The following is a 17389-nucleotide window of genomic DNA, read 5'->3' on the forward strand; positions in this document are numbered from 1 at the left end:
TTAAGGATTACGTGGAAACTTGTTGAAGTCAGGGCGACGTTTTTCGTTAAACGCATTGCGGCCTTCTTGCCCCTCTTCTGTCATGTAGAACATCATCGTCGCATTGCCCGCTAGCTCTTGCAAACCCGCTTGACCATCACAGTCAGCATTGAGCGCCGCTTTAAGACAACGCAGCGCCATTGGGCTATGTTGCAAGGTCTCTCGACACCAGCGTACGGTCTCTTTCTCTAACGACTCAATTGGCACAACCGTGTTAACCAGCCCCATATCTAACGCCTCTTGGGCGTCATAAAAGCGACATAGGAACCAAATTTCACGCGCTTTTTTCTGGCCGACAATACGCGCCATGTACGACGCTCCCCAACCGCCGTCAAACGAGCCTACTTTTGGCCCAGTTTGGCCAAACTGGGCGTTCTCTGCAGCGATGGTCAGATCACACATCATGTGTAATACATGACCACCACCCACAGCCCAACCTGCTACCGCAGCAATCACGGGTTTAGGGCAGGTACGAATTTGACGTTGAAAGTCGAGCACATTGAGGTGGTGGGTACCTGAATCGTCTTGGTAACCGCCGTAGTCACCACGGATTTTCTGATCGCCACCAGAGCAAAATGCTTTCTCTCCAAGCCCCGTCAGGATAATAACGCCCACTCCTTCATCATAACGAGCATCCGCTAACGCATTAATCATCTCTTTGACAGTTTGTGGCCGAAATGCATTGTGAACTTGCGGACGAGCGATGGTGATCTTGGCAATACCATCTGCCGATTTGTGGTACTGAATATCTTCATATTCACCGCTGCAGTCATTCCAGTTTACGGGTGCATAAAGTTCTTCTTCTGAGATACCGACTGTTTTTGCCATGGTGATTCCTATTCTGTTACTTAGTGACTCAGCTCAAACCATTAAGCTTCAACTGAGCATTGATTATGTCTGCGAATGCTTTTGGCTGCTCTAAATGAACATTGTGCCCAGCATTGACTACCTGGCTAAAAGACAAACCGCTTAGCTTAGCCAACTGACTAAATTTATGATCTTTTTCACCACAAATGTAATGTGTTTTTACTCGTGTGCGTTTTAGTCCATCGAGTAAGTCATCTTGTTTAGCGAGCGAGGTCGCCTCGAGCATATTCGCCACCGACGGGCCAAGATTAGCACTGCGTTTCGTTATCAGTTGTTGTCTTTGCTCATGGTTTAGCGAACTAAATACTGGCTGTTGATACCAATCGCTTAACACCTGTTCAATCGGCTCATTTCTAAACCGCGCCGCCCAGTGACTATCACTAAGCCATCGGGCTTGCTTTGCATCTCGGTGCGAAAGGCCAAAGTTTCCTCCTTCGACGATCAACATCTGCACATTGAGCTGGGCAAAATCGCCATTTGCAATCCCTGACATCGCAATCCGACCACCCAGTGAATAGCCCACCAGCACTATAGGCCTGTGCGGCATAATATGGGTAAGGAGTGTGTCAGAAATTTGCTTGCAACAATCACCAAAATGACGACAAGCGTCAAGAGCGCTCACGCCATGACCCGGTAGGTCAAGACAAATATATGGCCGTGGGCTTAAGTGCTCGGTCACTGAATGCCAATCTTGTCCTGAACCCAATAATCCGTGCAAAAACACCAACACGGCTTGGTTAGTGGTATTAATGTTGGCACTGGCGCGACTATAAAGCATGAACTTGACGCACAAACTCTTTAAGTTGGTTTGACGCTTGATTGGCTGGCGTTTGGATCTCGACTAACAACGCCCCTTTACCGCTACTCAAATGCACCTCAACGGCATGTTGATACTCTGCCAAGGTTTGTGGCCGCGTATAACCTAATTTGAATTGTTTCGCCGCAAATTCAAAGTCATAACCATGTGGCATCTGATACAACGTTTGCTTCTGCTGCTCTGGTACTGGCAACAAGTCAAATATAGCGCCGCCGTCGTTATTGGTGACCACAATAACCATAGGGGTCGTTTGTTTGGTCAGCAGGGCGAGCGAATTAATATCGTACAACGCTGAAGTATCACCAATGAATAGCGTTGTCGGGCGATTTGTCACCCGCATTACACCCGCGGCAGTGGCAATGATGCCATCAATTCCTGACGCGCCTCGATTCGAGTAAACCTCATAACCATCAAGGCGACCAAACATATCAACCAGACGAACAAATAAACTGTTACCGAAAAAGATCTGGCTTGATTTAGGAAGTTTGTCGACCGTCAATGCCAATGAAATTTCATCGACATTAGCGTTACGATTTAAATGGGTCAGAGCCAGCAACGCTACCTGTTCCGCAACTTCAGTCAAGCTATCAGCCCACCCGGTTGTGGTGTGGCCTATGGTTGGCCATGTCGCCAGTAATGAGTCAAAAAAACAGCCAATCTCACACTGGTGATGAATCTGCATCAAATGCGCTTGATTGTTTCTCGCTCCATTAGGCGAAAGGTAATGATAATCAGCATCGCGCCGTTCAACTTGTTCGGTTAACCATTGATTTAGCCGCTTAGAGACAATTCGCGCGCCCACTTGCAGCACCAGTTGACATTGATTAATGACCTCGGCTCGTTGGTGGTGTTGCAGCCACAAGTCATAGTGCGCCCAATCAGAACAAACACCAGATTGAGGATCGCACAATAGCGGCCAACCCAGTTTGTGTGCCAATTGCTGCGCTTTTTTAGCTTCACTAACGGTCACACTACCCAGCACGATGACGCCTTTCTTATCGACAAAGCTTGCGGTCGGTACAGTCGCCTGGCGATCGGTAGACCACTGCTGACAATAAGGGCGCTCACTTTGCTGCCATCGAGCCACTTCATCAAGGTAGTCTTGATAAAACGCTTTTGGCTGTTCACTATAAAGCGGTTCAGGGAAGGGGCAGTTAATATGTACCGCACTGCCCTGCTTGTTCTGTTGAATCAGCAACTGATCAATCGAGGTCAGTAACCATTTAAGGGGTGTGAGTAAATTTGGACTTGGCAGATCAAGCGCTGCGGTTACATGGTGAGAAAATATCCCCGACTGAACAATGGCCTGATTGGCACCGCAACCGACCAACTCAAGTGGTCTATCTGCGGTTAATACCACGAGTTTCTCACTGGTAAGTTTGGCTTCTGCGATCGCCGGAAGCAAATTGGCTACGGCGGTACCTGAAGTAACGACAATGGCGACCGGTTTATTGCTTGCTTTGGCCAACCCTAACGCAAGAAAGCCTAAACCTCTCTCATCAAAATGAGTGTGCAGGGTGAGCTTTTGATTCTCGTCCGCTTCCAAAGTTAAAGGTGTCGAACGTGAACCAGGAGCGATACAAATATCGCTGACACCGAAACGGGTCAGCTCTTCAAGCAAGGTTTGGCACCAAATACGATTGATCACCGCCTGTTCTATTGCCTTGGTCATCATCTATGAAGCCACTCCCAAAGAAGGATGGTCTGAAATCAGTGACAGCAGCGTCGACATTTTTTTATCCAGCTCTTGCCACTCGTGTTCGGCTATCGACCCCGGCACAATGCCCGCGCCAGCGAACAGCTGAACCTGATCATCCACTACCAAGGCACTGCGAATCGCGACACAGAACTCTGCGCGCTGATGGCTAATGAACCCCATTGAACCTGCATACCAGCCGCGTGCAAACGGCTCATGCTGCTGGATAAACGCCATCGATGCTTTACGTGGCAAACCCGCTACAGCCGCCGTCGGCTGTAACGCCTCAAGCAATTGAACACCGTTAGTGCCTTTATGCAGATGGGCACGAATGTTGCGTTTGAGATGTTGCACTTTACGCAATCGAACTAATCTTGTGTCTTGTTCTACTGACACCTGATCTGAATGTGGTGACAGCCTGTTAATAATATCATCGACAACATACTGGTTTTCGTTGAGATTTTTGCTATCACTCGCGAGCCAATTGGCCAGCGCCATATCCTGAGCGGCATTTTGGCCACGCCCAATGGTGCCAGCCAGCGCCTCTGTGTTGAGCTCTTGCCCTTGACGAGCATAAAGTCGCTCAGGTGTGGAACCGATAAAACAGTGTTTTTTATCTAAGGCGAGCAAAAAATGAAAGCTGTGATGATTTTGCAGATAGCTCGACTTTAGCAGTTGTGCCGCACATAGGGGCTTATCTAAAATTAGGGTCGTTTTACGTGCCAAGACCACTTTTTTAAACTGTTCTTTTTCGATACCTTGCAACACTTTGTTGACCAAATCAGACCATTGGTGTTGCTCAGGAATATGTTGAATTGATTCAATATGCGATGAAATGGCACGCAGTGGTGCAACATCAAACTGAAGTTTAGACAAGCTCGCTAGAGTACGCTGCTTCTCGCTATTCAAGTTGATCGCAAGTGACCATTGGTCATCAAAGCGAATCAGCTCAATTTGCGGGAGGAAAAAAAATGACGACATGCAGCGGCGGTTTTTATCCGTTTGTCCGTCAAACGAACGCCCACCCCAAACACGTTGATCATCAGCCAAAATAGTATAGGCAGGAGCGGGGTCGACAAAGGTGTGCAATTGGCCTAAGGCGACCACTTCTTCACGAGTATCACGAGACTGCCAATAAAACTTTGGGAACACTGGTTGAGCGTCCAACCAGTCGATAAATGCAAAGTCCGGTTTTTTTTCAAGAACTTGAACCAGACGGTTTACACCCTGTTGCGCTTCCTTAGCGCGTTCAATCAGTTCAGAAACGGCTTGATGAAAGTCAGACAAATCAGCCTCGTATGCATAGGAGTTATTAATTATTTTACCTCGCTACTCTATTTATAGACCTTACTCAAATCAAGGATGTCAGTAATGTTTTGTATATTCCTGTGATAACGGGCGTGCTACAAAGCAGGAATTATCGCCATTGGCTCAGATTTTTATTCTAAGTAACCTCATTTTAAGTTACTTTAATAAAGGAATGTCAATAAATTCAGGTTTTATTCAATGCAAAATATCGGGATGTCGTCAAAACTCGACAATGTCTGCTATGACATTAGGGGTCCTGTACTTAAACATGCTAAGCGCATGGAGGAAGAGGGGCATAAAATACTAAAGCTAAACATTGGTAACCCCGCACCATTTGGCTTTGACGCCCCTGACGAAATTCTGGTCGACGTGATTCGTAACCTACCGACTTCACAAGGGTATTGTGACTCGAAAGGTATCTACTCAGCACGTAAAGCCGTGGTGCAACATTACCAACGTAAAGGAATACGTTCACTTGATGTTGAAGATGTCTACATCGGTAACGGCGCCTCTGAATTGATCGTCATGGCAATGCAAGCTTTACTCAATAACGGCGACGAAATGTTGGTCCCAGCGCCCGACTACCCGTTGTGGACGGCTTCGGTCGCACTCTCTGGTGGCAAAGCCGTGCATTACTTGTGTGATGAACAGGCCGACTGGTATCCAGATCTCGACGATATTAAGAAAAAAATCACGCCTAAAACACGTGGTATTGTGTTGATCAACCCAAACAACCCAACGGGCGCGGTTTACAGTCGTGACTTTTTACTCGAAGTGATCGAAATCGCTCGTCAGCACAAACTGATTATTTTTGCTGATGAGATCTACGACAAAGTGCTCTACGACGGCGCCACCCATACGTCCGTTGCCACACTCACTGAAGATGTCTTAGTCGTGACCTTTAACGGCCTGTCGAAAGCGTACCGTGTTTGTGGTTTTCGTGGCGGTTGGATGTTCTTAACCGGACCAAAACACCAAGCACAAGGCTACATCAACGGACTCGACATGCTGTCGTCAATGCGCTTGTGCGCCAATGTACCGATGCAACATGCCATTCAAACCGCTCTGGGCGGTTATCAAAGTATTAATGAGCTGCTGTTACCTGGCGGGCGTCTGCTTGAACAGCGTGACCGCGCCTTTGAGCTTATCAATCAGATCCCCGGGGTCTCGTGTGTTAAGCCGAAAGGAGCGATGTACTTGTTCCCAAAAATCGACACGAAACGGTATAACATCAAAGACGATCAGAAAATGGTGCTCGACTTCTTGATTCAAGAGAAAGTGTTGTTGGTTCAAGGCACTGGCTTCAACTGGCCGAAACCGGATCACTTCCGTATTGTTACGCTGCCACATGTTGAAGATTTAGAAATGGCGATTGGTCGTTTTGAACGTTTCTTATCGACATACAGTCAGTAGTAATTAGACGCTATTTTTCATATGCTTAAAGGGTGCTCATCGAGCACCCTTTTATTTTTAACGCTTAGGAGTCATCCATGCCCAATACCAACCCAAAGGAAAGCCATTTTTTTGCCCACCTTGCTCGCATGAAACTCATCCAGCGTTGGCCTTTGATGCGCTCAGTGTCGACTGAAAATATCTCTGAGCATAGTCTACAGGTGGCGTTTGTAGCCCATGCCTTGGCCGTGATCAAAAACAAAAAGTTTGGTGGCGATCTCAACCCAGAACGCATTGCTATTTTAGGCATGTATCACGATACCAGCGAAGTGTTGACTGGAGATTTGCCGACTCCGGTAAAATACTACAATCCTGACATTGCCAAAGAGTACAAAAAGATTGAAGCGGCAGCAGAACAAAAGTTGCTTTCTATGCTGCCTGAAGAGTTTCGCGATGACTTTGCTCCTTACTTGGTTTCTCAGTCAGCGCATCCTCAAGATGCAGCCATTGTGAAGCAAGCGGATACCATCTGCGCCTATTTAAAATGCCTTGAAGAGCTCAGTGCGGGCAACCATGAATATGCATTGGCTAAAAAGCGCTTGGACGTGACACTGAAAGAACGTTACACCGAAGAGATGGACTATTTCCTTAATACCTTCGCGCCCAGCTTTGAGCTTTCTCTTGATGAGATCAGCTAACATTCAGTATAGAGTAACTTTCAAATCATAAATTTTAACCTAAGAGTGAGCATACAGAGGTTGACGATGGGTATTCCAATCAGCGATTTATGGCACGACCGTCACGATGATGAACATAAAATTCGTCGTGATGATCATCGAAGCCCATACCAGCGAGACCGCGCACGCATTCTCCATTCGGCGGCCTTTCGCCGTCTGCAAGCGAAAACCCAAGTTCATGGCAACAGTTTTGATGACTTTCACCGTACCCGTTTAACCCACTCGTTGGAAGCGGCTCAATTGGGCACTGGCATTGTCGCGCAACTTAAAAAGAAACAACCTCAATTTCGCGACTTGCTGCCGAGTGATAGCTTAATCGACTCAATCTGCCTTGCCCACGATATCGGCCATCCCCCTTATGGTCACGGTGGAGAAGTCGCTCTCAACTACATGATGCGTGAACACGGCGGCTTCGAGGGCAATGCACAAACTTTTCGTATTGTGACCAAGTTAGAGCCCTATACTGAGCTGTTCGGTATGAACCTCGCGCGCCGCACCTTATTAGGTTTGATCAAATACCCTGCGTTAATTAGCCATACTCGCGCTGCCGTCATCCCTGCAAGTGTCTCACATCAACGTCAACTGCGCGCTCGCGATTGGGCGCCAGCGAAAGGCTTATATGATTGCGATAAAGCTTTGTTCGATTGGGTGTTAGCGCCATTGAGCGAGCAAGACAAAACCCTGTTTAGTCTGATGCGTGATCAACCGCTATCTGAGTACCAGCATAAAAAAACACGCTTTAAGTCAATTGATTGTTCGATTATGGAGCTTTCTGATGATATTGCCTACGGCGTTCACGACCTTGAAGATGCCTTAGTACTCGGTATGGTCAATCGCCATCAATGGATTGAGGGAGCCGCCAGTCAACTTGCCGAGTGTGGCGATGTATGGTTTGAAAAACATATTGATTCGATTACAGAAATGCTTTTTTCTGGCACACACTATCAACGTAAGGATGCCATCGGAGGCATGGTTAATGCACTACTGACCAGTATTTCGATAAAACCCGTTGAGGCGCAATTTGATTGTGAACTGCTCGCATTCAACGCCGTACTCGAACCGACCATGGATAAAGCGCTCAACATCTTGAAACGCTTCGTTAGTGACTATGTTATTCAAGTCCCGCACGTTCAAGTCGTTGAATACAAAGGCCAACAAATCATTATGGATATTTTTGAAGCCCTAAGCGCCGATCCTGAACGCTTGCTGCCAGTCAACGTACGGCAGAAATGGTCAGCGTGCGACAACAATAGCGCAGGTTTTCGCGTGATAGCCGATTACATTTCATCCATGACTGACGGGCACGCTCAAAGATTGCACCAACAACTGTTCTCTTCTCACTAAGTCCGTGGTTAGGCTATTCAGATTCTGCAAAATAATGGCTAGGCAACTTGGTAATCGCTGCTTTCAATGCGTTGAAACAGCGTTCATCAATCGCGGTATGTAGGTTCTCTTGCATAATGAGTAAGGTCTTAGGTACGGGCACCGCACCACGGTATGGTCTTTCGGCCGTGATGGCATCAAAAATATCCGCGGTAGTAATGATCCGGGTTGAGAGTGGAATTTGTTCGGCACTAAGTTGTTTTGGGTAACCAGTACCATCGAGCTTTTCATGATGCGCGCCTGCGATCCACGCCATCTCTTTAAACGGTTTTAAATAATTGAGAATTTGTTCGGTCAGTGCTGCGTGTGATTTAACGGCCTCCCACTCTTGTTCGTCGAGTTTACCCGGTTTATCTAAGATGGCATTGCTCACACCAAGTTTGCCAAGATCATGCAGCAAGGCGGCGCGTTTTAACCACTGCCTTTCAGCAAACTCAATCCCGAGTTCCTGTGCAATTAAGTCGGTATAGACGGCAACACGTTCACTATGACCTGCAGTATAAGGGCTCTTCGAGTCGACAATTTTACCAAACGCACTAACGATACAATCGAGGTACTCTTCATCAACAATGACACTGGCATGAGCGGGCGCGAGGCTCATCACACGTTCAGCGATATCCGCCGCATTAAGCCCCTCAACAAAGCTCGCTCGTTGTGATATATCGACCAAGTGCGCCACTAACTGTGGGTCAAACCAACTGCCACTACGGGCCTCAATTTCAGCAATCGCGCTGTCTAAGTCATGCTCAAATTGGAACACGTCAACCACCTGAGCGAGCAAAGCAATGCGAGAAAACAACGGAATCTGATCGTGTTTGAGTTGCTCCGGGCGCCCCGTTCCATCCCAGTGCTCATCTAAACTGTGTACACCTCTTGCCACCAGCTCATTAAATCGCAGCTCTCGGGCCACCTCCGCACCACGAGTACAACGGGTTTCAATCAGCTCTTGAGCGTAATCATTACCATTTTTGAGAATATCGATGGTGGCTGAGATCCGAGTGACCCAGCTCTGGCCGATCCCGGTATTTTTCACCACAAAGTTAATCGCACTAGACAGACTCGTGCCAACAGTTTTGTAGTTGCGCTTAAAGGAACGATCATCGGTCATATAGAGTTCACAAATACGTGCAGCATTGCTACTACACCCGGCATCTTTGAGCAGCAGTGTGAAAAATAGATCATACAGCTGTTCGTCGCCAAGTTGCATTGCATCACCAAGGTGCATACCGATCCAACAACAGCGAATACAGTGTTCAGGCGGTTGACCTTCTGTCATATCTAACGCTGTGGTTAGCGAGAGCATTAGCTCAGATAACGGAATGGTTTGATTGACGTGAGGTTGCATAAAAGTCCTTATCGAGCACAGAAAAAATGTAGCAAGCGCCTAATGATGATTGTCCTTATCACCACCCATTAATACGCAACAATCGAACTTCTAGTTTAGTGGCTCATTGCGATAAAATCACTCGTCATCTGCGAGAAATGATTCTAACTGACTGTGTAAACGGCTTTTTTCTATATCATTAATAAAACTAGCGTTGATAGCATTACGGGTAAACTGCGCCAACTCTTGCTGGCTGATCGCATGGCTATCGGCCACCGCGATAAAGTTATCAGTCATGTAACCGCCAAAATATGCCGGGTCGTCAGAGTTAATCGTCACACATAAGCCTCGGCGTAACAGCTCGACAATATTGTGTTCACTCATGGTTGCAAACACTTTTAACTTAGTATTTGAAAGTGGACAAACCGTCAACGGCATTTGACTTTGCTCAAGTACATTGACTAACGCATCATCATCGGCGCAGCGAACCCCATGATCGACTCGGCTCACTTTAAGTAATTCTAGGCTGTCATAGATATTGCTCACCGGCCCTTCTTCACCGGCATGAGCTACCGTCAAAAATCCCTCGTCTATTGCCTTTGCAAACACTCGGGCAAACTTTTCTGGAGGGTGACCTAGCTCTGATGAGTCAAGTCCAACAGCAACAATTTTATCTTTATGGGGCAATGCTTGAGACAAGGTGGCAAAAGCACTCTCTTCATCAAGATGACGTAAGAAACACATGATGATTTGGCTGCTAATACCAAGTTGTCTATAACCCTCTTGCAGTGCTTGATAAATACCATTGATCACCGTATCAAATTCAATCCCACGCTCGGTATGAGTTTGTGGATCAAAAAAGATTTCGGTATGAATGACATTGTCCTCATAGCAACGGATAAGATAAGCCCACGTCAGGTCATAGAAATCTTGTTGATGAATGAGAACGTTGGCACCTTGATAATAGATATCAAGAAATGACTGGAGATTGCTGAACTGATAAGCCTCTTTCACTTGTTGAGGCGTAGAAAAAGGCAAAGCAATTTGATTACGCTGGGCCAGTTGAAACATCATGTCAGGCTCAAGGGTGCCTTCAATATGCAGATGTAATTCGACTTTAGGCAGTTGCTGAATAAAAGTAGTGTGATTCACGCTTACGTCTCTCCATTCAATATGATGAGTTTTCAACAAGCCCTTTTCTCTGAAAAGCGTAAGTCATACAAAGAGAAAAGCGCTGTGCGCTTTACTCTTGTTCATAATTCATTGATTTAATTATACTAAAATCATCAACAAAGTCACTCAAAGGTGTATTCGCTTTTAAATCTGAACAATACGGCGCTTTATCATTCTAGATGAGTATGCTTAAGTCCGTGAGCACTTAGTGACATTTGGTTAGCAGGGTATCTTTGGTGGCTGACTCCCCAAAGTTGAGTGCTACTCGAATGAGCGCTGTAAAGGTTAACTTCATTGCTTTCTTTATATCCATCGACTTGTAGGTTGGGGGAGTTAGCAGGTTTAATTTTTCGTAGCCAATCTTGGTCTTTATTATACTTACTGTATTGCCAACGCATGTTAGGATCATTTGCATTACACTTGGCTAACCTGATCGGGCTGCCAGCGAAGTTTGAATCGTATCGCCAACAATAATTCCAATCCATTTTAGAATGTATTTGTTGGGTTTGTGCAGACCAGAACCAGTTTTGTCTTGGATCTGATGCATCACACGTCACCTGAATAAGTAATTTATCAGATGTTGTATTGCCATCATAACCAATACAACGCCCTGTTCCATTTCTAGATTGCATCGTGTAATAATGGACATCTTTATAAACATATTTTCTTTCGTTGAAACTACCACTTTTCTCCATATAGATTGGAGCCTTAACAGTTGCAGTTTGTGGATACCAAAGTTGGTCTATTTTAAGGTCCAACGTTATTTTTCCTTTATAGTTTTCTATTCCGTCATTATGTTTTAATTCAACTTGCATTCGCGTCGAATTATTTTCCAATTTAATATCGGCATATTGCCCAATAGGGCGTTGGTCATTACGTATTGTTGGTGCAACGACTTGAGCTATTCTTCGACCATTAGGGAGTGTGATATATTGCTCCCCTCCCCAAGCATGGGTATGCCCAGCCAGTAAAAGTACGACATTGTACTCTTGAATTAGATTAAGAAAACGTTTTCTATCAGCTTCTTTCCAATCATGATGATTAGCCGGAATATGAAACATCAACACCACTTTCTTGCCACTATTACCGACATTGATGTCTAGGTCATTTTGTAAGAAATCAAGTTGACGATAATTTTTTACATCCTCATATTTGGTGGGGCGTTCAGAAGAGAACACGCCAGTTCCAAGCGCAACAAAATGTATCTCCTCCACATCCCACGAGTATAGAGCCCCACTTCGTCGATAACTTTGACGAGCGTATTCTCTGTTTCGATCGATAAAACTCTCAATTTTTCCATGTCTAGAAACTCCACCAGTCGTTTCATCATGGTTCCCTATAGTTTCATATGACTTATCCATGACGTTATAATATTTAATGATATTTTTCCAATGTTGAAACTCCTTCCCAAAAATACTGTTGTTGTGAGCGGTCTGGGTCATATCGCCTCCTACAAGTAAACCAAATATAGGATTAGGAGTATTTCTACTGTATGTTAAGTCATAAATAATACCAGCCAACTTATCCAAAGTAGGGTCATTAATATCTGAGCGACCTGTATAAAACTGAGGGTCAGCGGTAAATAAAAATCGCGTTAATGCGCCTCGTTTTTCTGCATTTAATGTATTTAAGTTACTTTCTTCTTGAATATTTAATCTCATATCATTGTCAGAATATGAGTAAGTACTCCAAGCAAGAAAAAATGTATATATATATAGCTGTGCAGTATTTTTAACACTCATTGAATTCATCCCCATATAGAATTAATTTCTTTATATTTATTTATATTGACATATTTTAAACAACCGCTTTATTACAGTTAAACCATAGCACTAATGATATAGTTATTAATAAAACAAAGTGTTCTAAAACTAAAATGAGAAAGTGAAGACGAAATAAATCCACCCGCTGGCATCAAGAATTACAGATAGTTTTCAGGCCTCAAACCTGAACCTTCAAGTGGAACGCAGATAGTTACTCTCAAACACACCCGGCGGCATTTGCTTGATTTGAAACTCAATCATCTGATTAAACGTGTGAATCAACGCTGAGAAGTCTTGCTCTGGTTCGAGTAGCGAAAGAATATGATAACCAGCTTCAACCGTTGACAAGCTATTGTCATCTGGCGCTTTACGAATACGATAATTGCCTTGCAGATCATCGGGTAAACGGATCAGAGGCAAAGCGTGCAAGTTGCTTGAAAGCTGCCACATTTTATACGCTTTCTTCCAAGTGCCATCGAGCAAAATAACACGGACTTTTTTGTCCTGGCGCCGTTTTCCGACTTCGCCGTGGGCAAGGGCAGACTCTCCTGGATAGAGCACAAAATGGCAATAGTGCGGATCGCTGAGCAACGCGTTGAGCTGCGTGTTGTCACTGAAGTCCTCCCCGACTAAACAGTGGCAGTTCGCTAATGAGAGTTGCAAGATTCTCGCCGTCCCCATCGGCTTGTTTGTTTCGCTATGATGCTGGAGGATGACCAACTCAACATTCGATGTTAGGCTTTGTATCCACTCACAGATACAAGCTTTGAGTGATTTTTTACATTGAGAACAGTATCGGGACATAAAGTGCGTGTATTTTTTCTGTTAATCGCTATTAGCTTAGTTTGCATCGGCTTACAGTTCGAGCCGCAGGCCTCTTTAGTTAATTGGCAGCGTTACCTTATTTTGGACGGCCAATGGTGGCGAATCCTAACAGGAAACTTCACCCATACCAACTTTCCCCATTTAGCCATGAACTTAGGCGGACTTTGGATGATCGGTTTGATTTTTAAACCGAGTGACAAAGCGTTGCTATTTTGCCTATTAGTGACCAGCGCTGCCATCGGCGTACTCAATTTCCTTAGCAGTATGAATAGTTATGTTGGCCTATCAGGGACCTTGCACGGCTTATTTGCTTATTTTGCCCTCCAAGAAGCGCTGAATGGGCGTAAGAGCAGTTGGTTACTGGTGATCGGAGTCTGTGCGAAAGTTGCCTGGGAATTGACCATGGGCGCATCACAGTCGACTCAAGATCTGATCAATGCTCAAGTCGCTGTTGACGCTCATCTTTATGGCGCTCTGTCAGGTATCGTTCTCGCAATGGCACTTTACATACGCCAATATAAAGCAAGACATCAGCCCGCTTCGTCATAATTTGGTTGATGTTCCTCGTTAAAGGGCGCAGAATGGCGCCCTTTTTCGCGTAGTTTCAATTTGCTCGCGATTTGTCCGATTTTACCATCTAGAGAACATACTATGGGTTTTACCTCCTTGGGCCTTTCTGCTCCGATTCTTAAAGCAATTGAAGAGCAAGGCTATGACACTCCCTCTCCTATTCAGGAGCAAGCAATTCCTGCCGTTTTAGCAGGTAAAGATGTCATGGCGGCTGCGCAGACAGGTACCGGTAAAACGGCTGGTTTCACTTTGCCTATCTTAGAACGTTTAGACAATGGCCAGCGCGTGAAAGGCAACCACATTCGCGCTTTAGTTCTAACACCCACTCGTGAGCTTGCAGCGCAAGTACAAGAGAATGTTTTCAAGTACAGCCGCTACCAACGCCTGACGTCTCAAGTAGTCTTCGGCGGCGTTAAAATCAACCCACAGATGCTTAAGCTGCGCCAAGGGTGTGATGTATTGGTGGCGACACCAGGTCGACTTCTCGATCTTTATCAGCAAAACGCGCTTAAATTTGACCAACTCGAAGTATTGGTTCTGGACGAAGCTGACCGTATGCTCGATATGGGCTTTATCCGCGACATCAGAAAAATTCTTAACTTGTTGCCAGCAAAACGCCAAAACCTACTCTTCTCTGCGACGTTCTCGGCTGAAATTCGTCAATTGGCGAAAGGCTTAGTGAACGACCCAGTTGAAGTGTCGGTCAATACTGAAAATTCGACAGCCGTAACGATTGAACAGTGCATCTACCCAGCTGACAAACGCAAAAAAGCGCCGATGCTGGTGAAATTGATCAACGATGGTAACTGGAGACAAGTACTGGTCTTTTCTCGTACTAAACATGGTGCCAACCGTCTGTCGCATTACCTTAATGAGCAAGGGATTACCGCAGCACCGATTCATGGTAACAAGAGCCAAGGCGCTCGAACTCGTGCATTGGCTGATTTTAAATCGGGCGATGTTCGCGTCTTAGTCGCCACCGATATTGCTGCGCGTGGTATTGATATTCCTCAGCTACCACAAGTGGTTAACTTCGAGTTACCCAATGTCTCTGAAGATTATGTTCACCGTATCGGTCGTACTGGCCGCGCAGGTGAAGTGGGTAAAGCGATCTCCCTGGTTGAGGCAGATGAAGCCATCGACCTATTTGGTATTGAACGTTTGATTCAACAAATCTTGCCGCGTATGGAGCTTGAAGGTTTTAAACCCGTTAACGAGCTACCAGAATCAAGGCTAGATACACGCCCAATGAAACCAAAGAAACCGAAGAAGCCAAAAGTAGGACACCAAGACGGTCAGCGCTCAGGTGATAATGCACGCGGCAATAAACCGGCAGGTAAGAACAAACGTCACTTCGGTGGTAACAAGCCAAACGGCGAAAGCCGAGGCGCCAACGGCCAACGAAGCGACAGCAATAAACCTGCGGCAAGCAAGCCGGCTCGCCGTCGACCAAGTAAACCGCAAGCGGCTCGCAGCTAAGTCTCGTAGAGAAGTTAAGCTCGCCACATCAAGCATAAAAAAAGCGCCCATCATTTGATGAGCGCTTTTTTATTTGACTTAAACAATCGGGCGCTGGCCACGATCGATAAGTTTCATCAGTACATTATCTGCCGCTTCACCAGCCAGACCAGCCAGCTTAGAGGTCAGTTTTTTCTTTTCGACGTAGTGAATCGCTAGCACGGTTTTCTCTTTACATGCTGCCACGACCAAGTCATCTGACGTTGTGATCTCATCGACTAAGCCAAGATCAAAGGCTGTCGTGCCAAACCAATGCTCACCTGTCGCCACTTTATCAAGGTCAAGTTGCGGGCGACGTTCACGGATAAAGTCTTTAAACAGACCATGGGTTTCTTCAAGCTCTTGTTTGAACTTCTCACGCGCTTTATCCGTGTTCTCACCAAACATGGTTAAGGTGCGCTTATACTCGCCCGCCGTCAGCTGTTCATACTCAATATCATATTTTTTCAATACCTTATGGAAGTTAGGTAATTGAGCAATCACCCCAATCGAGCCAACAATAGCAAACGGCGCTGACACGACCTTATCGGCAATACAAGCCATCATATAACCGCCACTGGCTGCCACTTTGTCTACCGCAATAGTTAAAGGCAACCCAGCTGACTTAATGCGATCCAGTTGCGATGAGGCTAAGCCGTAGCCGTGCACCATGCCGCCGCCAGACTCAAGACGCAGTAAGACTTCATCACCTTCACGTGCCACCGCCAGAATCGCAGTGACCTCTTCGCGCAATGACGCAACCTCTTTGGCATCAATACTGCCTTTAAAGTCGAGTACAAATAGGTGTGGTTCACGTTTGCTATCAAGATCCCCTTCTTTTGAGGCCTTTTTGATCACTTTCTCACGCGCTTTACTCTTCTCTTTATCGAGTTTTTTCTCCGCTTTATCGCGCGCCTTAAGAAAAGTATTGTCGTGCAAATGATGCTCTAGCTGTTCAACCGTTCGCTTGTGTTGCTCAGTTAAGTCAGTGATTTCTAACTCACCTTTCGCCGCTCCGCTCTTACCGCCCAACGCTTTGGCGATAACTAAAATCGCCATAATGGCAACCACGACAGTCACAATCTTGGCCAAAAACAGCCCGTAATCCAACAAAAATTCCAATGTGATATCCCCTCATATGCGAATTGGTGTATTGTAACCACCAAGTTATGTATTCATAAAGCAGATCATTACAAAAGGATAAACATCGTGGAATATGCTGTTTCTTCAGATGCCCTAAAAGGGAAAATTATTCTGGTTACTGGCGCTGGCGCTGGTATCGGTAAACAAGCCGCACTCTCTTACGCTCAGCATGGTGCAACCGTGATTCTACTGGGGCGAACTGTAAACAAGCTTGAACAGACTTATGATGAAATTGAAGCGGCAGGCTACCCGACACCTGCGATCATCCCTCTCGATATGAAAGGCGCAACCAAACAGAATTATGTCGACATGGCCGATACGATTGAGAGCCAGTTCGGTCGTTTAGACGGTATATTGCATAATGCTAGTCTATTGGGTGTTATCAGCCCGTTTGACCAAATTGGTGAAGATACTTACGACGATATTATGCAGGTCAACGTCAAGGCGCAGTTCTTGATGACTCAAGCACTACTGCCATTACTGCATAAATCACAAGATGGGCGCATTGTCTTTACTTCATCGACCGTAGGCCATAGTGGTCGTGCATTCTGGGGCACCTACGCCATCTCTAAATTTGCTACCGAAGGTATGATGCAAGTCTTAGCCGATGAGCTAAGCGACAGCACCATTCGAGTTAATGCCATCAACCCAGGGGCAACACGAACTGCAATGCGAGCAAAAGCATATCCTGCTGAAGATACGGATCTGCTTAAAACACCTCAAGACATCATGCCACTTTATCTCTACCTGATGGCACCTGAGAGTAAATGCGTCAATGGCCAATGTATTGATGCTCAGCCGAAATAACTCGTAATCCCTTGATTTCCAAACATACCAACGCCTTGCGTCTACTTC

The 17389-nt window shown here is 45.8% G+C and carries 15 protein-coding genes; 6 read left to right on the plus strand and 9 right to left on the minus strand.

The features are described from left to right. Genes menB through ViNHUV68_RS09285 form a run of 4 tightly spaced genes read right to left on the minus strand, consistent with a single transcriptional unit; the run spans nt 1 to nt 4706 of the window. Nucleotides 1-867, minus strand: a complete 867-nt coding sequence (gene menB / locus ViNHUV68_RS09270) for a 1,4-dihydroxy-2-naphthoyl-CoA synthase (RefSeq protein ID WP_038172846.1) — start codon at nt 865-867, stop codon at nt 1-3. Nucleotides 868-895: 28 nt separating this feature from the next. Beyond that, nucleotides 896-1684, minus strand: a complete 789-nt coding sequence (gene menH, locus ViNHUV68_RS09275) for a 2-succinyl-6-hydroxy-2,4-cyclohexadiene-1-carboxylate synthase (protein WP_391087618.1) — start codon at nt 1682-1684, stop codon at nt 896-898. Beyond that, nucleotides 1674-3398 carry a 2-succinyl-5-enolpyruvyl-6-hydroxy-3-cyclohexene-1-carboxylic-acid synthase gene (menD, locus tag ViNHUV68_RS09280; RefSeq protein ID WP_391087621.1) on the minus strand — a complete coding sequence of 575 codons (1725 nt, stop codon included), beginning with the start codon at nt 3396-3398 and terminating at the stop codon, nt 1674-1676. Before menD ends, menH begins: the two co-directional genes overlap by 11 nt. Continuing rightward, on the minus strand, nt 3399-4706 hold the full coding sequence (locus tag ViNHUV68_RS09285) for an isochorismate synthase (protein WP_391087623.1): 1308 nt from the start codon (nt 4704-4706) through the stop codon (nt 3399-3401). A 219-nt stretch (nt 4707-4925) separates the two neighbouring features. Between ViNHUV68_RS09285 and ViNHUV68_RS09290 the strand changes: the two genes are divergently transcribed. The 3 genes from ViNHUV68_RS09290 to ViNHUV68_RS09300 all read left to right on the plus strand — a co-directional run bounded on the left by ViNHUV68_RS09290 (nt 4926) and on the right by ViNHUV68_RS09300 (nt 8200). After that, nucleotides 4926-6140 carry a pyridoxal phosphate-dependent aminotransferase gene (locus ViNHUV68_RS09290; protein WP_038172851.1) on the plus strand — a complete coding sequence of 405 codons (1215 nt, stop codon included), beginning with the start codon at nt 4926-4928 and terminating at the stop codon, nt 6138-6140. Nucleotides 6141-6217: 77 nt separating this feature from the next. Then, nucleotides 6218-6817, plus strand: coding sequence for a 5'-deoxynucleotidase (yfbR, locus tag ViNHUV68_RS09295; protein WP_038172853.1), 600 nt, complete (start codon nt 6218-6220; stop codon nt 6815-6817). 66 nt (nt 6818-6883) lie between these two features. Further along, nucleotides 6884-8200 (plus strand): anti-phage deoxyguanosine triphosphatase, encoded by a 1317-nt coding sequence (locus ViNHUV68_RS09300; protein ID WP_391087626.1) that lies wholly within the window; start codon nt 6884-6886, stop codon nt 8198-8200. 13 nt (nt 8201-8213) lie between these two features. Here the strand turns inward: ViNHUV68_RS09300 and ViNHUV68_RS09305 are convergent, their stop codons facing one another. From ViNHUV68_RS09305 to ViNHUV68_RS09320, 4 genes are all read right to left on the minus strand, one after another. Beyond that, complete coding sequence (locus tag ViNHUV68_RS09305) at nt 8214-9584, minus strand: HD domain-containing phosphohydrolase (protein WP_391087629.1); 1371 nt, start codon at nt 9582-9584, stop codon at nt 8214-8216. Between the two features lie 117 nt (nt 9585-9701). Beyond that, nucleotides 9702-10715 carry an adenosine deaminase gene (locus ViNHUV68_RS09310; RefSeq protein WP_391087632.1) on the minus strand — a complete coding sequence of 338 codons (1014 nt, stop codon included), beginning with the start codon at nt 10713-10715 and terminating at the stop codon, nt 9702-9704. Nucleotides 10716-10906: 191 nt separating this feature from the next. Next, the gene (locus tag ViNHUV68_RS09315) at nt 10907-12478 is read right to left on the minus strand and encodes a ricin-type beta-trefoil lectin domain protein (protein WP_391087635.1); all 1572 of its coding nucleotides are present in this window, start codon (nt 12476-12478) and stop codon (nt 10907-10909) included. 213 nt (nt 12479-12691) lie between these two features. Next, nucleotides 12692-13303: a DTW domain-containing protein gene (locus ViNHUV68_RS09320; protein ID WP_391087637.1), complete on the minus strand. Its 612-nt coding sequence runs from the start codon at nt 13301-13303 to the stop codon at nt 12692-12694. Nucleotides 13304-13306: 3 nt separating this feature from the next. On the opposite strand from ViNHUV68_RS09320, the gene rrtA reads away from it, so the two are divergent. Next, nucleotides 13307-13873, plus strand: a complete 567-nt coding sequence (gene rrtA / locus ViNHUV68_RS09325; RefSeq protein ID WP_391087640.1) for a rhombosortase — start codon at nt 13307-13309, stop codon at nt 13871-13873. Nucleotides 13874-13975: 102 nt separating this feature from the next. Continuing rightward, nucleotides 13976-15373, plus strand: coding sequence for a DEAD/DEAH box helicase (locus ViNHUV68_RS09330; protein WP_391087643.1), 1398 nt, complete (start codon nt 13976-13978; stop codon nt 15371-15373). Nucleotides 15374-15451: 78 nt separating this feature from the next. Here the strand turns inward: ViNHUV68_RS09330 and sohB are convergent, their stop codons facing one another. Then, nucleotides 15452-16513: a protease SohB gene (sohB, locus tag ViNHUV68_RS09335; protein WP_391087646.1), complete on the minus strand. Its 1062-nt coding sequence runs from the start codon at nt 16511-16513 to the stop codon at nt 15452-15454. A gap of 87 nt (nt 16514-16600) precedes the next feature. On the opposite strand from sohB, the gene ViNHUV68_RS09340 reads away from it, so the two are divergent. After that, nucleotides 16601-17341: a YciK family oxidoreductase gene (locus tag ViNHUV68_RS09340; RefSeq protein ID WP_038172866.1), complete on the plus strand. Its 741-nt coding sequence runs from the start codon at nt 16601-16603 to the stop codon at nt 17339-17341. Nucleotides 17342-17389: the final 48 nt, after the last annotated feature.

It is taken from the genome of Vibrio sp. NH-UV-68 (genome assembly GCF_042940635.1).
Lineage (GTDB): Bacteria > Pseudomonadota > Gammaproteobacteria > Enterobacterales > Vibrionaceae > Vibrio > Vibrio pacinii.